The 20,549-nt window shown below is 35.7% G+C and carries 20 protein-coding genes; 13 read left to right on the forward strand and 7 right to left on the reverse strand.

Annotation, left to right across the window (positions count from 1 at the left end; genetic code table 11):
* Window positions 1-31: 31 nt before the first annotated feature.
* A complete protein-coding gene (locus MKY00_RS05615; protein ID WP_074585713.1) occupies window positions 32-3,199 on the forward strand; it encodes a YhgE/Pip domain-containing protein in 3,168 nt (1,055 codons plus the stop codon).
* A gap of 40 nt (window positions 3,200-3,239) precedes the next feature.
* On the opposite strand, the gene MKY00_RS05620 is transcribed toward MKY00_RS05615, so the two are convergent.
* Entirely contained in the window at window positions 3,240-3,959 is a 720-nt protein-coding gene (locus tag MKY00_RS05620) for a hypothetical protein (RefSeq protein ID WP_016716732.1), read from the reverse strand.
* A gap of 318 nt (window positions 3,960-4,277) precedes the next feature.
* Here MKY00_RS05620 and MKY00_RS05625 point away from each other — a divergent pair, with 318 nt between their 5' ends.
* Window positions 4,278-4,514, forward strand: coding sequence for a hypothetical protein (locus tag MKY00_RS05625; protein WP_029141072.1), 237 nt, complete (start codon window positions 4,278-4,280; stop codon window positions 4,512-4,514).
* Window positions 4,507-4,812: a DUF2087 domain-containing protein gene (locus tag MKY00_RS05630; RefSeq protein WP_016716734.1), complete on the forward strand. Its 306-nt coding sequence runs from the start codon at window positions 4,507-4,509 to the stop codon at window positions 4,810-4,812. The genes MKY00_RS05625 and MKY00_RS05630 overlap by 8 nt, the downstream gene beginning before the upstream one ends.
* Window positions 4,813-4,843: 31 nt before the next feature.
* Here MKY00_RS05630 and MKY00_RS05635 read toward each other — a convergent pair whose 3' ends face one another.
* The 4 genes from MKY00_RS05635 to MKY00_RS05650 form a co-directional block, all read right to left on the reverse strand.
* Window positions 4,844-6,037, reverse strand: coding sequence for a hypothetical protein (locus tag MKY00_RS05635; protein WP_073530669.1), 1,194 nt, complete (start codon window positions 6,035-6,037; stop codon window positions 4,844-4,846).
* Between the two features lie 64 nt (window positions 6,038-6,101).
* A complete protein-coding gene (locus MKY00_RS05640; protein ID WP_016716735.1) occupies window positions 6,102-6,839 on the reverse strand; it encodes a hypothetical protein in 738 nt (245 codons plus the stop codon).
* Between the two features lie 582 nt (window positions 6,840-7,421).
* Window positions 7,422-7,922 (reverse strand): DinB family protein, encoded by a 501-nt coding sequence (locus MKY00_RS05645; protein ID WP_016716736.1) that lies wholly within the window; start codon window positions 7,920-7,922, stop codon window positions 7,422-7,424.
* An 84-nt stretch (window positions 7,923-8,006) separates the two neighbouring features.
* Window positions 8,007-8,948, reverse strand: coding sequence for a helix-turn-helix transcriptional regulator (locus tag MKY00_RS05650; RefSeq protein ID WP_016716737.1), 942 nt, complete (start codon window positions 8,946-8,948; stop codon window positions 8,007-8,009).
* 197 nt (window positions 8,949-9,145) lie between these two features.
* Here MKY00_RS05650 and MKY00_RS05655 point away from each other — a divergent pair, with 197 nt between their 5' ends.
* Entirely contained in the window at window positions 9,146-10,159 is a 1,014-nt protein-coding gene (locus MKY00_RS05655) for a LacI family DNA-binding transcriptional regulator (protein ID WP_000103718.1), read from the forward strand.
* 39 nt (window positions 10,160-10,198) lie between these two features.
* On the opposite strand, the gene yhfH is transcribed toward MKY00_RS05655, so the two are convergent.
* Entirely contained in the window at window positions 10,199-10,327 is a 129-nt protein-coding gene (yhfH, locus tag MKY00_RS05660; RefSeq protein WP_000567010.1) for a protein YhfH, read from the reverse strand.
* A 180-nt stretch (window positions 10,328-10,507) separates the two neighbouring features.
* Here yhfH and MKY00_RS05665 point away from each other — a divergent pair, with 180 nt between their 5' ends.
* Window positions 10,508-11,233, forward strand: coding sequence for an MBL fold metallo-hydrolase (locus tag MKY00_RS05665; RefSeq protein WP_016716738.1), 726 nt, complete (start codon window positions 10,508-10,510; stop codon window positions 11,231-11,233).
* Between the two features lie 9 nt (window positions 11,234-11,242).
* The gene (locus MKY00_RS05670) at window positions 11,243-12,232 is read left to right on the forward strand and encodes a lipoate--protein ligase (RefSeq protein WP_000897255.1); all 990 of its coding nucleotides are present in this window, start codon (window positions 11,243-11,245) and stop codon (window positions 12,230-12,232) included.
* 57 nt (window positions 12,233-12,289) lie between these two features.
* Here MKY00_RS05670 and MKY00_RS05675 read toward each other — a convergent pair.
* A protein-coding gene (locus tag MKY00_RS05675) for an IS3 family transposase (protein WP_085966774.1) occupies window positions 12,290-13,623 on the reverse strand; the annotation gives its coding sequence in 2 pieces (ribosomal slippage) (window positions 12,290-13,236 and window positions 13,236-13,623; 1,335 coding nt in all).
* Between the two features lie 332 nt (window positions 13,624-13,955).
* Between MKY00_RS05675 and MKY00_RS05680 the strand changes: the two genes are divergently transcribed.
* The 7 genes from MKY00_RS05680 (at window position 13,956) to cysW (ending at window position 20,541) form a co-directional block, all read left to right on the forward strand.
* Entirely contained in the window at window positions 13,956-14,384 is a 429-nt protein-coding gene (locus MKY00_RS05680) for a hypothetical protein (RefSeq protein ID WP_016716739.1), read from the forward strand.
* 161 nt (window positions 14,385-14,545) lie between these two features.
* Window positions 14,546-16,078 carry a fatty acid--CoA ligase family protein gene (locus tag MKY00_RS05685; RefSeq protein ID WP_016716740.1) on the forward strand — a complete coding sequence of 511 codons (1,533 nt, stop codon included), beginning with the start codon at window positions 14,546-14,548 and terminating at the stop codon, window positions 16,076-16,078.
* A gap of 112 nt (window positions 16,079-16,190) precedes the next feature.
* Entirely contained in the window at window positions 16,191-16,442 is a 252-nt protein-coding gene (locus MKY00_RS05690) for a hypothetical protein (protein ID WP_016716741.1), read from the forward strand.
* Between the two features lie 89 nt (window positions 16,443-16,531).
* The gene (locus MKY00_RS05695; protein WP_016716742.1) at window positions 16,532-17,557 is read left to right on the forward strand and encodes an S-layer homology domain-containing protein; all 1,026 of its coding nucleotides are present in this window, start codon (window positions 16,532-16,534) and stop codon (window positions 17,555-17,557) included.
* Window positions 17,558-17,767: 210 nt separating this feature from the next.
* Window positions 17,768-18,823 carry a sulfate ABC transporter substrate-binding protein gene (locus tag MKY00_RS05700; RefSeq protein ID WP_016716743.1) on the forward strand — a complete coding sequence of 352 codons (1,056 nt, stop codon included), beginning with the start codon at window positions 17,768-17,770 and terminating at the stop codon, window positions 18,821-18,823.
* Between the two features lie 21 nt (window positions 18,824-18,844).
* On the forward strand, window positions 18,845-19,672 hold the full coding sequence (gene cysT / locus MKY00_RS05705; RefSeq protein ID WP_016716744.1) for a sulfate ABC transporter permease subunit CysT: 828 nt from the start codon (window positions 18,845-18,847) through the stop codon (window positions 19,670-19,672).
* A gap of 11 nt (window positions 19,673-19,683) precedes the next feature.
* A complete protein-coding gene (gene cysW / locus MKY00_RS05710; protein WP_016716745.1) occupies window positions 19,684-20,541 on the forward strand; it encodes a sulfate ABC transporter permease subunit CysW in 858 nt (285 codons plus the stop codon).
* Window positions 20,542-20,549: the final 8 nt, after the last annotated feature.

The raw sequence follows: 20,549 nt of genomic DNA on the forward strand, positions 1-20,549 counted from the left end.
GTTTTGGTCATTTTAAAAAGGGGGAGAAATAATGAAAGGAAATCAGTTACTTCGTAAAGAGTTCACACAAATTATAAAAAGTAAAAAAATATTAATTCCAATTATCGCGGTTTTATTCGTACCGATTTTATATGCAGGTATGTTTTTATGGGCCTTCTGGGATCCGTATAAACAGTTAGATGATTTACCAGTTGCGGTAGTCAATTTAGATAAAGGGGCAGTATTTGATGGGAAACCAATTGAGGTCGGAAAAGGGCTCGTTGATAATTTAAAAGATAATACAAGTTTTAAATGGGAATTTGTAAGTGAAAAAGAAGCGAAAAGAGGAATGGAAGGTAGAAAGTATTACATGTTAGTACGCATTCCAGATGACTTCTCAAGTAACGCTACAACGTTATTAAAAGACGATCCGAAGCCATTAAACTTAGAATATATTCCAAACGAAAGCTTGAACTTCCTATCTTCACAAATTGGCGGAACAGCCATTGAAAAAATTAAAGGTGAAGTATCAAGTACGTTAACGAAAACATATGCAGAGAAAATGTTTGATTCCATTCAAGACGTCTCAAAAGGATTAGCAGATGGGGCGGAAGGAGCAAATAAACTACACGACGGATCAAGTGAGCTACATGATGGTTCAAGTAAAGTGACGGATGGACTTCATACACTTCAAGAGAAGTCTGGGGAGATGAAGGATGGAGTTCAGAAATTAGCAGATGGATCTAATAAATTAGTAGATGGGTCAGGGAAAGTGACAAATGGTTTAAATACGCTAAATAGCAAAACAGGTGAAATGCAGATAGGTATAGGGAAATTAGTAGATGGGTCAGGGAAAGTAACAAATGGTTTAAATACGCTAAATAGCAAAACAGGTGAAATGCAGATAGGTATAGGGAAATTAGTAGATGGGTCAGGCAAAGTAACAGATGGTTTACACGTATTAAATAGCAATGCAGGTATCGGAAAATTAGTAGATGGATCAGGCAAAGTAACAGATGGTTTACATGCATTAAATAGCAATGCAGGTATTGGGAAACTAGTAGATGGATCAGGTAAAGTAACAGATGGTTTACATGCATTAAATAGTAATGCAGGTATTGGGAAATTAGTAGACGGCTCGGGCAAAGTAACAGACGGTTTAAATACGTTAAATAGTAAAACGGGTGAGTTGCGTGATGGATCTGAGAAAGTGACCGGTGGCTTGAACAAATTAGTAAGTAAATCCGGTGAATTAAAAACAGGAACAACTGACCTATCAAATGGTATGGGAAAACTTGTTGAAGGGCAAAGCCAATTAGAAAAAGGGTCTCAAGAAATTCAAAAGGGATTGCAAGAGTTAAATAGTAGCGTACAAAAGTCTGCTGCAGGCTTAGAGGAAATGCAGTCGAAAGTTCCTTCTATATTGAACACAGTAAATGAAAAAATAGATGGAGCTGGGGCGAATGTAAATCAGTTAAATGAACTTACGCAATCAACAGCAGGAGATGCAAAAAATGCAGCACAAGAGGTAGCGAATTTACAAAAGCAAATTGAAAGTTTACCAAAAGAATATCAAGAGCAGTTACAGCCATTCGTAACAAGTGCTGTAAAAAGTACAGCGACAGTTCAGCAAAAAGCTGCCGGAGTAGCAGGTGGAACAAATAAATTAAATGAAGAAGTGAAACAATTAAAAGGTGAAATACATCAAACAACAAATGGGTTGCAAAAAAACTTACCAAATCCAGCAGGGATAAAAACTCTAGCAGGTGGTATTGAGAAACTAACGAGCGCACAAAATGAATTTGTTAGTAAGTTTCATGGATTTGGTGAGGGATTAGATAATGCAAAAATAGGTGCCGATAAATTAAAAGATGGATCAGTTCAATTAATTGATGGAGTAACGCAATTACAAAGTGGCTCTGAAAAAGTGACAGCAGGATTAGGTCAATTATCTGCAGGAGTAAATCAATTAGCAGATGGTTCTGGTCAAGTAACAGGCGGTTTAGGAACATTATCTGTAGGAGTATCCAAATTAGCAGATGGTTCTGGTCAAGTAACAGGCGGTTTAGGGACATTATCTGTAGGTGTAACGAAATTAGCAGATGGCTCAAGCCAAGTAACAGGTGGTTTAGGAACATTATCTGCAGGAGTAAATCAATTAGCAGATGGTTCTGGTCAAGTAACAGGCGGTTTAGGAACATTATCCGCAGGAGCAAACCAAATGGCAGGTGGCGTAAATCAATTAGCAGATGGTTCAAGCCAAGTAACAGATGGTTTAGGAACATTATCTGTAGGAGCAAACCAAATGGCAGGTGGCGTAAATCAATTAGCAGATGGATCTAATCAAGTAACAACTGGCTTAGGTACTCTAAATGGTGGCCTAAATAAAATGTCAACCGGCTCAACCCAGCTAATCGACGGCGTAAATAAACTAGCAGACGGATCCGGAAAAGTAACGGATGGCCTCGAAAAAGTAAATGATGGTTCAGGTGAACTTGCTGAGAAACTTGGCGAAGGAGCAGAAAAAACTGGTGAAGTAAAAGGAACGGATAAAACGTATGATATGTTTGCAAGTCCTGTAAAAGTGAAGACGGAGAAAATGGCGGAAGTTCCAAACTACGGAACAGGATTCACACCATATTTCTTATCACTCGGTTTATTTGTTGGGGCATTACTATTATCAATCGTATATCCATTACGTGATACAGTTGGTGTTCCAAAATCAGGGTTTAGCTGGTTTATTAGTAAGTTCGGCGTATTACTATCAGTCGGTATTATTCAAGCAGTAGTAGCTGATGTCATATTACTATTCGGATTAGGTGTAGAAGTACAAAGCATTCCGTATTTCATACTCTTTAGCATCGTTACAAGTTTAGCGTTTATCGCATTAATTCAATGTTTAGTAACAGCATTTGGTGATGCAGGGCGTTTCATCGCCATCATCACATTAATTATTCAGCTGACAACGAGTGCCGGAACATTCCCACTAGAATTGATTCCGAAGTTTTTACAACCATTTAATGCTTGGTTACCGATGACATATTCTGTATCAGGACTGAAAGCAGTTGTATCAAGCGGAGACTTTAATTTCATGTGGCAAAACGTAGGGGTGCTCATGATTTTCATCGTTGTATTATCACTTGGAACAATTGCATCCTTAACTTGGATGCACAAACGACAATTTAGAAATATTGCGGAAAATCAATCGATTGAAGCGTAAATAAGGAACATAAAAAAGCACCGAAATGGTGCTTTTTTTATTAGTTTTGTTTTATTGGCTGAGAAATTTCATTTGTTTTTCTATTTTTACGGAAGAAGTATATAGCAATACTTATAAGAATAATTGTAGCTACAATCCAAACAAATGGACCATATTTTTCAGCAAAAGTATATAGTTTCATGTTGCTGGCAATGTCCTCTTTTGTTTTTCCTATTAGAATTTCAGAGCCACTATAACCTTCAAGTGTATCTCCTTTTTTTATGCCAAAAATAAGAACGTCTGATTTGTTTTCTATTCCGGTGTATCGGTATCCTTTACCTTTAATTGTTAATTGGGTATCATTCTTTTTTAGTGAATAGTCTTCGGCAGAAATATCTTTGCCTGACAGTGTAATTGGTTCCATTGAGAAACGGATTTCTTTTAAGACAGGAAGAGTCTCGTTGTTTAGTAAGAGTTGCTTTGCAATATGCTGCTCAGTATTAATGTTTATCCAATTTGCTTTTCGTCGTTTATATGTATTAATTTCAAGGAGTGCGAATTCTTTATTTTGAAGTTTTTCCTCTGTAATAGGTTGCGCGGTAGTTAATGTTCCTTTTAATAAAATCACACCGTCTTTTGCAGATTGGAAGGAAGCGGTTTCCTTTGTTTTCTTTAATGTATTGATAGTCCCTTTATAATCCTCTTTTCCTAAAAGAACAGCTCCTGTATGTACGGTTAAAATAAGATATAGGATGCTTAATACGATAATAGCTTTTTTCACTATTTCCCCTCCAAAGTATGTATAATTAAATTATAACATAATTTACCATATTGAATTTATTAATTTAAATAAAAAGTTGCAGACGTAAAAGTAATAAATAAATTAAGAGAAGTGTAGATGAGAGGAGTAAAAATGAAAAAGAAATACAGTTGTAAGAAAGGTGTACAACTGTATTTAAAGTGGATAAAATATTTTCTTCATAATGTAATGGTTGTTTTATATCCCTTTTTTTCTTAATTTCACCATATTTCATGTGTAGGCTAAATAAAAGATAGGAATTACAACAATTTACAGAGAAACATAGAGTAGAGGGGGGATATGATGAAAAGAAAACATATTTCTTATTTAATTATAAATCCGCTAATTATTTTTCTTGTTTATGCCCTTTCACCTATATTGTTTGATAAAGAAGTATATACAAGTATGAGAGATGCATTTGGAATACTTACGTTCTACTATGTGTTAATGGGTGGTTATTACTTTATTGACTTTTTAAGTAAAAAAATCAATAAAAATGATAAAGAAAAAATCGATGGAGGACAACAAAATGACTGAAAGTGAAATGAAATTCAGGGATACAACTATTCGTAACTTTTTCGATAAAGAGGACCGTCTAAAATCGATTCCAGGTCAAAAGAAGAAAAAACTAGTATTGTTAGAGCATTTAATTAGCAAGTTAAATGCGGAGAATCAGTATACGGAAAAAGAAATCAATGCATTCATCAAACAATATCATGACGATTTTTGTACAATTAGACGCGAGTTTATTGTGCAGGGGTTTATGGATCGCGAGGATAATATGTATCGTATAAATGAAAGAGAAGTTTGGACGAAGTGGGAGGAGTTAAAATGAAAAGCTCTGTTATTGAAAACAGAGCTTCTTATTATTTATTTGGTTGCAATATTTTAAAATCGTAGGCGTAAATGGATTTACCACCTTTAACTGATGTAACAATTTGATCCATGTCTTTGATTGTAGTAGTTTTAATTTTTTTACCGGTTGTTAGAGAGTATGTTTCTATAGAATATTTATGTTCTTGTTTTTCATTATAACGTAATACATATAATTGATCGTCTTCAAAATATGTTTGTTCATTATATCTAACGCCATCGGTTACATGGTAATCAATTTTGAATTTAAGATTGACTGCATTTGTTTCTGTATTAAAAGTTATGACATCACCTAGTCCATTTATAAAAAATAATTCATTGTTATGTAGATAAGCGGAATTATTTTTTGTAAATGGTATGGAAGCTGTGGAATTCTCCTCGGAAGAAAGTAAAATTAAATCTTGTTTTAATGATTTTTTATCAATGCGTAATAAATATACTTTTCCTTTAATTGAATTATCATTCTCAATTAAAATCGTATAATAAAAATTTGAGTCACTTAAAATAGATGAGTAACTAGAATACGACATGTTTTTATCAAGATTAATTGTTGTAACATCTTCAAGATGCATAGTTGAATCATTAAATAATAATTTTTTTAAACTATGCTCATTTTTATCTATATCTTGAGTTAAAACTAAAACTTCATCTGTATTAACGCCAGAACTAATAAGATAATGAGGGATATTTCCTTTATGAATTTGCTTTTGATTACCATACATTACATTTGAATCATAATTGCCAGTAGTGGAGTTACTGCCTGAATTGTAAATGTTAACAAATAAGTCTTGTTTTTTTAAATATATCCTTTGATCTCCTGTATGTTGGTATTTCATTTTATAATTTTTAAAATCTTCTCCAATAAATTTAATATTATCTTTACTTTCTAGTACGATTTCTTTTTTGTTATCAGACACACCTATTCCGCCGAGTTCTAAACCATTCATTTTATATCCATGTGCTTTTTCGTTTTTATCGATGAATATCGCATAACTAATCCCGTTGCCATCCATATCTTGGTCGGCGGTAGAAGAGAGATATATGACAGCTTGTTTATCTTTTAAAAAATCCTTTTTTTCAATATCTTCTTCAGATATCGAATTTACAGTACTGTTTCTAAAGAAGAAAGAATAGATGAGTGCTGCAATTAAAATTACACTTAAAATAAGAATGATTATTTTTTTCACTGTTATGAGCTCCTTTTATAAGAAGAAGTGCAACAACTATAGTTGTTGCACTTCTTCTTCAGTATTAAATATTACGAATTGTTGAGGTTTGTTTTGCGTCACGAACATCTCGTGGATATACACCAGCACCGCCATCTTTATCTAAATCTAGTCCGCCATGAAGTTTATAAGCCGACCAAATTAATTTAGAACAGTTTTTAGCTCCATAATGGGTTGTACTTCTATTTGTAGCAAAATTATAAGAATATGAATCTTTACCTACACGATCTTTTGCCCACCATGCCGCATCATTTTTGTTTTGCCAAGATGTATTTACGGATTTTACTACCGCATCTCCTTTATCTACTTTACGGGATGTAGTACTAATTGTACGAACGCCATCACCTGGTACAGATTCAACAATTGTATTTGAACTATAATACATACCAACATGTCCATGATTTAAGTATGCAGTGTATGAACCCGTATAGAAGAAATCCCCCATATTGCTATTCCCTACTGAAACTGTACCACCACTAGCTCCTAAAGTATTCATTTTTTTACTTGCTTCTTTTTTGCCTTGTTCTTCATCTGCTTTTAGCTCTTTATAAATCTGTTCAGAAACAGCTTCTTTTGTATTCCCAGTGTTGTTTGCTAATTCATTAATACTAGATATTAGCTCTTGTGTACTTACATCGGGCTGCATTTTTTTGATTTCATTTAAGTAAGGTAAATCATCACTTTTTGCCAGAGAAGCAGTAGGTACAATCACAGTAGAAGCTAGTAACCCTATTGTTAATGTTAATGCATGTAGCTTTTTCATAATCCATCCCCTTTGTGCAATTTATTTTTTTCTGGGAATTTTACCTGTATTTTATTTAAATGGTAAAATTCCCCTTAATGATAAGTGATAGTTTTATAGCTGTAAATCGTATTTTAGTAATTAATTGTTGAGAAAGTTTGGCTTGTAATAGGTTTGAAAAATAAGGTTATTATGTTTTTAAGTGTAGATAAATTATATGGAAATGTATAATACAGTTTGTGTGAATATTTGTCTAAGGAATTAAAGGAGGGAATGATTATGGCGGGCTTTATAAAAATTATTCTTTAATCGCACCATTTGTTATAATACGTGATATTCGTAATTTGTTATATTCCCTACGTTTTTTTGTTGAGAAATAAAAATAGTACTTTATTTGAACTTTCACTTTCAGTAATGTATATAATTGTCTCAATTCAGTTTTTCAACGAGGGTTCTTACAAATTAGTAGCGTACTTTGTATAGTTCCATTTTAATAGTCATGATTAAAAAGATGGCCAGGTAAATATCTGAGCCATCTTTAAAACATTTTATTCTTCCTCCCACTATATTGGTGGGAGGATTCCATTTTCCCTTTATGAGAAATTATGAAATTGCGTTCTCTAATCGCTCTTTCTGACGAAGATGATGTGCAAAATGCATAAAAATAAGCTGGAACCATTCTGCTGCATGTAAGTAACCAAGCCCAGGATGTTCGACTTTACAATCACTTGGGATAGAAGAAAGTGTTGGCTCAATGTCTTTAACAATTGTAATTAATTCTAGAAGCTGTTTCTGTACGTCTTCTTTATTAGCTGGGTTTTCAGGCGTATATCCAGGATGATCTGGTAATTTGATTTTTATGTCTGGGAAAGCCCCCATCCTATATACCTTTTCTCCCATATCTGTTTTCTTGTTAGTTACAGAAGGTAATTCAGTTCTGCATTTCGCGATTGCATCTAACTGCATGCGTGTAGCTGAAATTAAGTGATTATACATTTGACCGAGAGACCATTCCTCATGAGAAGGCTTCATCCTAAATTGTTCTATAGAGTACCTTTCTAATTCGTCTATGTAATACGTTGCTAATTCCTCAAATTTCTTCATATTGTTAACTCCCTTTTATGAAAATGTATTTGTTAATACCTAATATAAAGGATGGCTACTGACAACATTATGTCAGTAGTGAAATTAAAGTTTTAACATTTTTTTTGCTTCATCACGAATTTTTTCAGAAAGAATTTTTGGTTCAAGTACGTGCACTTGGCTTCCCCAGCTCAATACCCATTGAAACACTTCATCTATGTTTCTAGATTTCAAAAAGACGTGAAAATAGTTATCTCTATGTTCATATGAATCTATAAAAAAATATCGTGATTCAATAATTTTATGTGCAATATGGGAGGGGAATAATAAATGAATCATCACAGTACGGTTGCTTTCAGGCTGATATTCTTGCAAAGAAAAGTCTTCGGGTTTTGTAAAGAATTCTTGTTCTTGCTGTAATTTCTCCATTCGATCTAAGCGGAAATTACGTATTTGTTTTCTAAGTAAACAGTAGGCAACGATGTACCAAATCCCTGAAATGTTGACTAAGCCGTAAGGGTGAACGGTCCGCTTTATTTTTGTAGTTTCTCTCGGTTTCCGATAAGAAAAAGAGATAGCTTGTTCTTTTTGAATAGATTCTTGCAATAGAAGAAGTTGATTTTCTAGTTTTTCTTGTTCAGATTGCTGATGTGAAAATATAGGAGAAAGGAAACGAAAAGTTTCTCGTAATTCCTGGGCTTTCTTTTGTTGATCAGCAGGGAGAACAATTTCAAGTTTCTCTTTTGCTGATCGTGCATGTACAGAAAAAGAAGAAGTGAAAGTTTTCTCGATATAATCACCGCCTAGTAAAAGAGTAACAGCCTCTTCAGGCGTAAGCTGAATGGGGGGCAAGAAATAACCATCCATTAATGAATAACCGTGGCCGGGCATGGCGAAAAGTGGGACGCCACATTCACTAAGTGCATCCATATCTCGATAAATCGTTCTTATACTTGTCTCAAATTTTTCAGCTAAGCTTTGTGCGGTAACAGTTTGTCTTCTTTGTAATTCAATTAATATGGCTAATAAACGATCCGTCCGATTCATGAAGTATCTCCCTCTATCTTTAATAAATATGCCTCCTGTAAACTTCTAAAACGAATATAAATTCCCCTCCCATTAACATACTTTTCCCTATGTATAATATTAATATAGTAAAATCATAAGAAGCCGTATTGCAGTTTCCAATAATATACTATATAATCAATTTAAGAAAACGTTTTCATGCAAAGGGGGAGAATTTCGTGTCGACTATAGAGGACGTGGCGAAATTAGCGGGGTTATCAAGGACAACGGTTTCTAGGGTGATTAATAATCATCCATATGTTTCAGATGAGAAGAAAAAAAGGGTTCAATTAGCAATGAAGCATTTAGGCTTCGTTCCTAATTCTGCGGCGAGAAGGCTTCGTAAACAAAAAACAGAAACAATTGCGGTGCTAGTTCCAAGGATTACAAATCCTTTCTTCAGTAGATTTATTGAAGCAATCGAGATTGCTGCTTCTGAGCATAAATATAAACTGATTATTTGTCAAACAAGATATTTACCAGAAAAAGAGATGGAGTATTTACAATTATTATCTACGAAGCAAGTAGATGGGATTATTCTATGTTCACTAGAAAATCCGTGGGAAGATGTAGAGCCATACTTACAACACGGTCCAATCGTGTTATGTAATGAATATATTGAGGAAGCAAATATTCCAACAGTGAAGTTTGATCATGCGCAAGGAGCATACATAGCTGCTAAGCATGTGTTAGAACAAGGATATCGTAATCTTATTTTTTGCCGTGGTAACGAAACCAAAGTCGTTAGCCAACAGCGAAAAATGGGCTTTTTACGTGCCATAACGGAGAAGAGCCGTCAAGTAGAAGCGATTGATTTTCTTGAAAACGCTTTCTCTTGGGAGGATGGAAAACGAATATTCCATGAAGTATTAAAGGACAAAAAAAATCCTACCGCGATTTTGGCAGGAGGCGATGAGGTAGCAGCTGGAATTATCTCAGAGGCGAAGCGCCATGACTGGAGTATTCCAGATGATCTCGCTGTTATCGGTTTTGATAATCAAATTTTATCACAGATTACAGAGCCAGGTATTACGACAATTGAACAACCAATCGATGAGATGGCCCGAAAAGTTGTCGACCTGATGATGGATAAAATCCATACGAAAAATTATCGAAAAAAAGAATTGTATGAGTTTGAACTGGAGCTCTTGGTGAAAGGTTCAACGATGAAGGATACGATGTTATTAGCCTAGTAGACTATGTCTGCTAGGTTTTTTTATGCTCACAAACTACTATTCTTCGTGAACGCAGTCATCACATTTGTTATGGTATGCTTCGTGCTGCTCATCAATTTCTTTCCCGCAGTGCGCACAAGTTTTCGTCGGTAAATTTCTGAAAAACTCCATTGGTTGATCGATCATGTCAATCCCTCCATTTCCATTTCTTACTATCATTGTATTAGTACAAAAAACAAAAGTCAACAACTGTTTTATAACAAAATTGAAAATTAATGAAAAAGTTTAGGAAATGGATTATAGTTAACAATGTAGGATGTAAGTAAAACATGCATTTCTACTCGGTTTTAGAAAGGATGGATACATATGAAAATGACTGTTGTCGGCTTTTGGGGCGGCTTTCCAGAAGCGGGAGAAGCAACGTCGGGGTATTTGTTTGAACACGATGGTTTTCGTTTACTTGTAGACTGTGGTAGTGGTGTACTAGCACAGCTTCAAAAATATATAACACCGTCTGATATAGATGCAGTTGTACTGTCGCACTACCATCACGATCATGTTGCAGATATTGGGGTATTGCAATATGCGAGATTAATCACAAGAGGACAACTACCGGAGTTACCAATATACGGTCATACGTTTGATGAGAGTGGATTCCATTCTTTAACGCATGAACCGCATACGAAAGGAATCGCGTACAATCCAGAAGAAACACTTCAAGTTGGACCGTTCTCGATCTCATTCTTAAAAACTGTTCATCCTGTTACATGCTTTGCGATGCGTATTACAGCAGGTAATGACGCTGTAGTATATAGCGCAGATTCCAGTTATATTCCTGAATTTATTCCATTCACGAAAGATGCTGATCTTTTCATTTGTGAGTGTAATATGTATGCACATCAAGAGGCTGCAAAAGCAGGGCATATGAATAGTACAGAAGTAGCAAGTATTGCGAAAGATGCAAATGTAAAAGAACTTTTATTAACGCACTTACCGCATACAGGCAATCCAGCTGATTTAGTAACAGAAGCAAAACAAATTTTCAGTGGCCATATTACGTTAGCGCATAGTGGCTACGTATGGAACTCATGAGGTGATACGATGTTATTTATTGATAATAAAGGAATTACAGATCCTAGAATAAACTTAGCAATTGAAGAATATTGTGTGAAGAATTTAGATATTAACGAAACGTATTTACTGTTCTACATTAACGAACCTTCTATTATCATTGGTAAAAACCAAAATACAGTAGAAGAAATTAATGCTGATTACGTAAAAGAAAAAGGGATTCATGTCGTTCGTCGTCTATCAGGCGGAGGCGCAGTATATCATGATTTAGGAAACTTAAACTTCAGCTTTATTACGAAAGATGATGGGGACAGTTTCAGTAACTTCAAAAAATTCACAGAGCCTGTAACGAAAGCGCTTGGTAAATTAGGTGTAAATGCAGAACTAAGTGGTCGTAACGACATTTTAGCTGAAGGTAGAAAAATTTCAGGTAACGCGCAGTTCTCAACGAAAGGTCGTATGTTCAGTCACGGTACGTTACTATTTGACTCTGAAATCGATCACGTCGTATCAGCGTTAAAAGTAAAAATGGATAAAATCCAATCAAAAGGCATTAAATCAATCCGTAGCCGCGTTGCGAATATTACAGAGTTCCTGAACGAAGAAATGACGACAGAAGAGTTTAGACAACTTCTTCTAGAAACAATTTTCGAAGGGGAAACAGAAATTCCAACGTATGAATTAACAGAAGAAGATTGGAAAGAAATCCATAAACTTTCTGAAGAGCGCTACCAAAATTGGGATTGGAACTACGGAAAATCTCCGAAGTTCAACTTACAACATTCACACCGCTTCCCAGTTGGACAAGTTGATGTTCGTCTTGAAGTGAAAAAAGGAACAGTAACAGAATGCAAAATTTACGGTGACTTCTTCGGTTCACTAGATGTGCATGATATTGAAGAACGTCTAACAGGCGTACAATTCGATAAAGATGCATTTACTGCAGCTTTAGAAGGCGTAGATATCGCACGCTACTTCGGTAATATTACAACAGAAGATTTCTTACATTTATTCTTCTAAAAATAAGGGAGGCTGCCGTATAATCTGTACCCTTTGTAAAGGACATTTTAAAAAAAGTTAGGCGGCATCAAGAAGATGGTTTCTGTATTCGACAGGAGTCATCTTCTTTAAATTCCACTGATATCTGTGCTGATTATAGTATTTCATATAGTCTTTAATTTCTTGTTTTAACTGTGTGAAAGATGTACAAGTTTTGATGTGTGCTTCATCTTTAAAGTGCCCGAAAAAAGATTCTTGTGGGGCATTATCCCAACAGTTTCCTCGCCTTGACATAGATTGTCCCAGCTTTAATTTTTTGACTAATTTTTGATAGGTAGGACTTGTGTAATGAGCACCTTGATCAGAATGAATATAGGCATCTTGCGTTAATCGTACCTTCTTATTCTTCTTTAGTTTGTGCAGCGTCGTCGTTGCGATATCTAAGGTAAGTCGTTCTGAAACATGATACGCCAAAACTTCATTCGTAGACCCGTCTAGAATAGTAGATAAATATCCTTTTTGATTCTTACCATAAAACAGGTATGTGATATCTGTAAGAAGTACCTTTCCCGGTACACCTTGCCTAAATTCGCGTTTTAATCGATTGGGTACCACGAAGTGTTCTTTCGTCGCTTTCAACATTTTTTTATAGGGATTTTCTCTACGAATAGGACAGATTATCCCATATTTTTTCATGATTCTACGGATGCGTTTCAAATTGTAGACAACTTGAAATTGACCCGCCAATGTCATTTTGATCTGACGAGCCCCCTTTTTTCGGTTTTTAAATCGAAATGCCTTTAATATAATCTCTTTCACTATTTCATCTTGATGTATTCTTTTCTCTCGCCGACTTTGAGAAATGGCTAAAAAATAATTATAGTATCCAGAACGTGAAACGCCTGCGACCTGACACAAATATCTCACCATATTTTTCAGGCGGTATTTTTCAATGATAGAACGAATTAATAGGTACTTTTGACTAGCGTGTAACGTTATTTCTTTCCCATCCTCCCTTCCATAAATTTGATCTTTTTTAACAGTTCATTTTCAGCTTTTAATAAGTTTCGTTCCGCTTCCAAACGTGCATATTTCTCCTCTAATGTAAGTTCTCTTTCTGACTTTCTTCCTGAGTTTTCCTTACGTGTGTCTCTTAAGCCCCATACACCGTTTTGCTTATAGGACGTACGCCATCTATTTCCTGATGACACAATACGTTGTAGACCGATGATATCTATATCAAAACCACATTCTTCAAAAATAATACGAGGTGGTTTACCCTGTTCATTTTCCTTAATAAAAATACGCTTGAATTCATCGGTATAGGTAATTCCTTTTTGGCTTACCGATTTTACGTATCGATTTTTTGATAATATTTGAATTTCCTTTTCTGTAAGCAATTTTTTCGTCATTTTGAAATTTCTCCGATTCTCATTTTTCTCTCATTATACAAGAAATACCCTATAGAATAGACTTTTTTTAAGTGTCTATTCTATAGGGTACAGTTTAGTAACGAGCAGCCTCTTTTTTTGCGTAGATTGTCGCGTTTTGTCGGTAAGTCGATATATTTTAAAAATCGCTGATATATTTCGAGTTGCGGTCGATATATTTGGAAAATCGCTGATATAAATGGAGTTGCGCTGATATATGTGAAAAATCGCCGATATAATTTCATATACCATCAAATCACAAGACATTTGCCCCTTATAAAGGAATATATATATTTAAAAGGAGGCGGATTGAAATGAAGAGGGTAATGTACGTTGTATTATTGCTCAGCTTTGTCATCGGAATGACAGCTTGTAACGATGAAACGTCCCAAAGTCGCACACTTTTATCTATTGGAAAGCCAGCGAAAGATAATGTTATATATTTTACGCATACAGATAACAGACGAAAGATACAGGAAATACAAGACATGTTTCAAAATAAGAAGTGGAAAAGAAATGAAACATTCAGCGCTGTTAATAAGACACCAGATGTCGTCTTTTCAATAGATGAAGACAATGCAGGGTTACCAACATTATATGTTACGGTGTATTTTCATGAAGATGGAGCGGACGTTCTTAACTTGTACGGGGAGTATACGAGTTTAAATAAACAAGAACTTGCAATGCTGAGAGAAAAGATGAGTGCATATTATCCTAAAATGATTTCTGGTCTAGTTTCATAAATTACTTGCAAACAAAATTCCCTTATCCTTCCAAAGTAAATGAAGAGAAAGTGATCTGTCTATATGCAGTTAATGGAATAACACTTGCCACTTTAATTTTCTTTTAATATAATTAATTTAGAATTTTTAAATATTCTAAATTTTATAAAGGTGGGGTTTGTGTGAATCTCGTTCAATCTTTGGCTGAAACGGCGAAAAAGAAGGGGGATAAAACGGCTTATATATTTATGGATCAGTCGGTCTCATATGACCAATTAAACAAAATGGTCACAAGGTTTTCTAGCAATTTAGCAGAAATGGGCATTGGAAAAGGGGACAATGTTGCATTAGTTGTTGGAAATTCACCACATTTTTTGGTCGGTTTATACGGAACAATGAAAGCGGGAGCAACTGTTATTCCAGTTAATCCAATTTATACAGCAGACGAAATACATTACATTTTACAAAATGGAGATGTAAAAACAATCATCGTACTCGACGTCCTTCTACCTGTTATACAATCTCTTACAACAAGACTTCCTTCATTAGAAAACATCATCATATGCGAAACCTCATCAGATTTTAACCATACAGAAACCGAAAAAATGAAAACGTTTACTAGAATGATAGGGGCTGGAGATTTAACTTACGAAGGCCCAGAGCTAGATGAAGAAGATGTAGCGGTTATTCTATACACTTCAGGCACGACTGGAAAACCGAAAGGCGCTATGTTAACTCATAAAAATTTATATAGTAATGCGAGCGATGTGGCGTCGTATTTACAATATACGGCTGATGATCGCGTCGTTGCGGCACTGCCGATGTTCCATGTATTTTGTTTAACGGTGGCGGTCAATGCACCGATTGTGAACGGAGCAACGATTTTAATGTTACCGAAATTTAGTCCGAAAGAAGTATTCCGTATTTGTCGTACGTACGAACCGACGATTTTTGCTGGTGTACCGACGATGTACAATTATTTATATTTATTCGAAGAAGCAAGCGCAGAAGATGTGAAGACACTTCGCCTTTGTATTTCAGGTGGTGCTTCAATGCCAGTTGCTCTTCTGCAAAACTTTGAAAAACGTTTTGACGTTATCGTTTCAGAAGGATACGGTTTATCAGAAGCATCACCAGTTACTTGTTTTAACCCGCTTGATCGTCCGCGTAAACCAGGATCAATCGGTACAAATATTTGGCATGTAGAAAATAAAATTGTAAATGAACTTGGGGAAGAAGTACCTGTCGGAGCAGTCGGTGAATTAATTGTTCGCGGGCCTAACGTTATGAAGGGATATTATAACGCGCCAGAAGATACAGCTGCGACATTAAAGGACGGCTGGTTGTATACAGGAGACTTAGCGAAAATGGATGAAGAAGGTTACTTCTATATCGTTGATCGTAAAAAAGATATCGTCCTAGTTGGCGGTTATAACGTATACCCTCGTGAAGTAGAGGAAGTATTGTATACACACGAATCTGTAGCAGAAGTGGTCGTAATCGGCGTTCCTGATGAAAACTTAGGAGAAGCAGTGCGAGCTTACGTCGTTCTGAAACAAACGAACGTAACAGAAGAAGAACTGATGCATTACTGTACGTTACATTTAGCGAAATATAAAGTACCAAAGAGTATCGAGTTTTTAACAGAATTGCCGAAGAATACGACAGGTAAATTGCTGAGAAGAGCTTTGAGAGAAAAAGCGATGCAAGTTTAAAAATAGGGGCAACCATCTTTATGAAGATGGTTGCCTTTCTACTTTTTAGCATTAGTTAAGCTATGGTGCCATATATTTAAACCGTAATATGACTAATAAGGAGGAGATATAAGTGGAACAGAAGGAATTACGTTTACGGCGAGTACAGTATCTTATTTGTGACATTATGGATGAAATGAATACTGAAAGTGAGAAGAAAAACTTAGAGATTTTGCAGCAAGTCATTGATCATCTTTCAGGAGCGATAGGTGATTTAGTGGATCCATCAAGCTCGTATTCTATTGATTATTTAGAGAGGAAAGTTCATACGGCACATTATTTACTTTTTAATAACGAGCGGAAGGCGTACTTATGTAGGAAATAATATTATTATTTTTATTTGATATTGATAATCATTATCAATATGATAGTTGTGTTGGATATATTTATATAAAGGGAGATGTCATATTGATAATGATTAAGAAAAAACATGTAAATGCATTCGTTATAGCAGCAACGTTAGTAGTTCCATTTAACGGTATTATGACACCAATCGCGAAAGCTGAAGCAGCGGTTGAAATGAAAGCAAATAGTAGACTAGCAGATGGCACGTATGACGTTATTTTAAAGACTTATAAAGATCAAACGAATGATACATCGGTTGCTTCTACATATTTAAAAAATGCAAAAGTAACCGTTCAAGGTGATAAAAAAATCGTTACGTTAACAGTTCAAGATAGTAGCTATTTCCAGTATCTTAGAGTAGAAGATACGAATAAAGTAGGGACATTCCATGATGTAAAAGTGATTTCCGAAGATAAAGCGAATAACGGTACGAAAGTTGTTCAATTTGAAATTGATGAGTTTTCGAAAAAATATAATATGCAAATGCATATATTAATTCCAGCAATTAAATATGATCATAAATATCAAATACAGTTTGAAATTGATGCGAGTGCAATTGAACAGAAGCCTAAATTCTCTGACGTACCAGCATGGGCACAAGAATCAGTTCAATATTTAGTAGATAAAGAAGCAGTGCACGGTAAGCCAGACGGTACATTTGCACCAGCTGAAAATATTGATCGTAGTTCCGCTGCAAAAATATTAGCAACTGTTTTAGGATTAGAAATTAAGAAAGATGCAAAGCCATCATTCCCTGATGCACAAAATCACTGGGCAACGCCGTATATCGCTGCTGTTGAAAAAGCAGGTATTGTAAAAGGTGATGAGAGGGGTAACTTTAATCCGAGCGGGTTAATTAACCGTGCATCAATGGCTTCTATGCTAGTAAATGCATATAAATTAGAAAGAAATGAAAATATAAAACTACCGAAAGAATTTGCTGACTTAAACAATCATTGGGGTGCGAAGTATGCCAATATTTTAATCCAAGAAAACATTTCAATTGGAACAGATAATGGCTGGGCTCCAGATAAAGCGGTAAGCCGTGCGGAAGCAGCACAATTTATTGCGAAGGCGGATAAGTTGAAGAAATAAAGTGAACGAAAAGTCAGTGAGGGAAAATCCTCACTGACTTTTCGTTATTAAAAAAACAAATTCCAAGTTGACACATGCGAATTACAGAATTAAAATGAAAAGAAATCGAATACATTAGAAGCTAATCAGATAAACTGAAGGCGCACAATGTTCACGTTTGTGAATATATTGTGTGCCTTTTCTATTGTATAAACTAAGGGGGATTTAACGATGAAACAGTGGAGGAAGACAGCGTTTATGAAAAGTACAGGTGTTTTATTATCAGCAGTTGTACTTTTATCAGGGTGTGGTTCAGCAACATCCACTAGTAATTCTGAAGGAAGTGGAGACAAAAAAACAGTCGAACTTTTAAATGTTTCCTATGATCCAACACGTGAGTTATATCAAGATTTTAATAAAGATTTTGCGAAGTACTGGAAAGAGAAGCATGGGCAAACAGTAAATGTAAAACAATCGCACGGAGGATCTGGAAGTCAGGCGCGTTCTGTTATTGATGGCTTAGAAGCAGACGTTGTTACGCTAGCGCTAGCTTATGATATTGATGCGATTAGCAAGAAGAAACAACTAGCAGAAGATTGGCAGAAGCGACTTGCGGATAATTCCACTCCGTACACATCAACAATTGTATTTCTTGTACGAAAAGGAAACCCGAAAGGAATTAAAGATTGGGATGATTTAACGAAAAAAGGTGTGTCTGTCATTACGCCTAATCCGAAAACATCAGGCGGAGCACGTTGGAACTATTTAGGGGCATGGGGATATGCGCTAAAAAAATATAACAATAGTGAAGATAAAGCGAAAGAGTTTGTCGGTCAAATTTATAAAAACGTGGAAGTGCTAGATTCAGGGGCACGCGGAGCAACGACAACTTTCGTTGAAAAAGGAATTGGTGACGTATTAATCGCGTGGGAAAATGAAGCATTACTATCACAAAAAGAGCTCGGAAAAGATAAATTTGAAATTGTAACACCTCCAATTAGTATACTAGCGGAACCACCAGTAGCTGTTGTGGATAAAGTAGTTGATAAAAAAGGAACGAGAAAAGTGGCAGAAGGATATCTTGAATATTTGTATTCAGAAAAGGGGCAAGAAATTGCAGCAAAAAACTTCTATCGCCCTCGTAACGAAAAGGTAGCAGAAAAATATGCATCTCAATTTCCAAAAGTTCAATTATTTACAGTAGATGAACTATTTGGCGGTTGGAAAAAAGCGCAGGAAAAACATTTTAATGATGGCGGTGTATTCGATCAAATTTATAAAAAATAAGGGGGGATGAGGTGAAAGAAGATGAGGAAAAAACGTGTTTTACCGGGGTTTGGATTATCTCTTGGATTTACAATGCTATATATGAGTTTATTCGTACTTATACCACTTTCTATCGTATTTATTCAAACTTCACAGTTAGGTTGGAAGAAATTTGCTGAAGTTGTAACGAGCGAGCGTGTGCTGCATTCTTATCAAGTGAGTTTAACGACTTCACTTGCAGCAGCGATTGTAAATGCCATTTTTGGCTTATTAATTGCTTGGGTACTCGTTCGTTATACATTTCCAGGGAAACGATTGTTAGATGGATTAATAGATTTACCTTTCGCTCTTCCGACTGCTGTAGCTGGTATTACACTGACAACGCTATATGCCGAAAATGGCTGGGTGGGGAAAATATTTAGTATGTTTCATATAAAAGTAGCTTTTACGCCGCTCGGAATTATTGTTGCACTTACGTTTATTGGTTTACCATTTGTCGTTCGAATGGTGCAACCGGTACTTCAAAATATTGATAAAGAAGTAGAAGAGGCGGCTTCTAGTTTAGGGGCGTCACGCTTCCAAATATTTGTGAAAATCATTTTGCCAGAAATATTCCCAGCTTTACTTGCTGGCTTTTCACTCGCATTTGCACGGGCATTAGGAGAATACGGATCTGTCATTTTCATCGCAGGTAATATGCCGATGAAAACAGAAATCGCACCGCTTATGATTATGACGAAACTAGAACAATATGATTATGCAGGAGCAACAGCAGTAGCAGCTGTTATGCTTATCATTTCGCTTCTTTTCCTTCTTCTTATTAACATGATTCAAAACTGGAGTAGAAGGCATGAATTAAAAAATGAATAGGAGGAGAGAAAGTGGAGCCAACATTATTAGAAAAGAAAATAGTAAAAAGCGTGTCAGCTAAAAAAGAATCTAAACTTGTACCGAGTATATTAATTACGATTACAGTTTTATTTTTATCTCTCTTTCTATTGCTCCCGCTCGTAACAATTTTTTTGAAAGCTTTTGAAAAAGGATTTGATGTATACTTTGCTGCTATCACTGATCAAGAAGCATTTTCAGCAATTAGGTTAACGCTTCTCGTTGCGTTAATCGTTGTGCCACTTAATACGATATTTGGGATAGCGGCCGCGTGGCTTATTACAAAGTTTCAGTTTAAGGGGAAACAGGTATTATTATCTCTTATTGAACTGCCGTTTGCCGTGTCACCAGTTATCGCAGGATTAGTGTTCGTTTTACTCTTCACACCGAGGGGGGCTCTTGGTGAATGGCTACTCGAACATGGAGTGAAACTTATTTTCTCTGTTCCTGGCATTATTATCGCAACAATCTTTGTAACTTTCCCGTTCGTTGCACGTGAATTAATTCCGATTATGCAGGCGCAAGGGAAAAGTGAAGAAGAGGCAGCTTTATCACTTGGCGCAAGTGGCTGGAAAATGTTTTGGCGCGTTACGCTTCCAAATATAAAATGGGGCCTTTTATACGGCATGATTTTATGTAATGCCCGTGCTATCGGTGAGTTTGGAGCCGTTTCTGTTGTATCAGGTCACGTGCGTGGCATTACGAATACGATGCCGCTTCATATTGAAATTTTGTACAATGAATATCAATTTTCAGCAGCGTTTGCAGTAGCGACGTTAATGTCATTAATCGCGGTATTTACGCTTGTTATAAAAAACTGGATCGAATGGCGAATGGAAAAACGACAATAAGGGGGATT

Source organism: Bacillus sp. FSL R9-9834 (genome assembly GCF_038006905.1).
In the GTDB taxonomy this organism is placed as follows: Bacteria; Bacillota; Bacilli; order Bacillales; family Bacillaceae_G; genus Bacillus_A; species Bacillus_A pacificus.

What these genes read in the sequence shown, in the direction of transcription:
- MKY00_RS05615 (WP_074585713.1), top strand. Translation starts at nt 32, where the DNA reads ATGAAAGGAAATCAGTTACTTCGTAAAGAGTTCACACAAATTATAAAA.
- MKY00_RS05625 (WP_029141072.1), top strand. Translation starts at nt 4,278, where the DNA reads ATGATGAAAAGAAAACATATTTCTTATTTAATTATAAATCCGCTAATT.
- MKY00_RS05630 (WP_016716734.1), top strand. Translation starts at nt 4,507, where the DNA reads ATGACTGAAAGTGAAATGAAATTCAGGGATACAACTATTCGTAACTTT.
- MKY00_RS05640 (WP_016716735.1), bottom strand. Translation starts at nt 6,839, where the DNA reads ATGAAAAAGCTACATGCATTAACATTAACAATAGGGTTACTAGCTTCT.
- MKY00_RS05645 (WP_016716736.1), bottom strand. Translation starts at nt 7,922, where the DNA reads ATGAAGAAATTTGAGGAATTAGCAACGTATTACATAGACGAATTAGAA.
- MKY00_RS05650 (WP_016716737.1), bottom strand. Translation starts at nt 8,948, where the DNA reads ATGAATCGGACGGATCGTTTATTAGCCATATTAATTGAATTACAAAGA.
- yhfH (WP_000567010.1), bottom strand. Translation starts at nt 10,327, where the DNA reads ATGATCGATCAACCAATGGAGTTTTTCAGAAATTTACCGACGAAAACT.
- MKY00_RS05665 (WP_016716738.1), top strand. Translation starts at nt 10,508, where the DNA reads ATGAAAATGACTGTTGTCGGCTTTTGGGGCGGCTTTCCAGAAGCGGGA.
- MKY00_RS05670 (WP_000897255.1), top strand. Translation starts at nt 11,243, where the DNA reads ATGTTATTTATTGATAATAAAGGAATTACAGATCCTAGAATAAACTTA.
- MKY00_RS05680 (WP_016716739.1), top strand. Translation starts at nt 13,956, where the DNA reads ATGAAGAGGGTAATGTACGTTGTATTATTGCTCAGCTTTGTCATCGGA.
- MKY00_RS05695 (WP_016716742.1), top strand. Translation starts at nt 16,532, where the DNA reads ATGATTAAGAAAAAACATGTAAATGCATTCGTTATAGCAGCAACGTTA.
- MKY00_RS05700 (WP_016716743.1), top strand. Translation starts at nt 17,768, where the DNA reads ATGAAACAGTGGAGGAAGACAGCGTTTATGAAAAGTACAGGTGTTTTA.
- cysT (WP_016716744.1), top strand. Translation starts at nt 18,845, where the DNA reads ATGAGGAAAAAACGTGTTTTACCGGGGTTTGGATTATCTCTTGGATTT.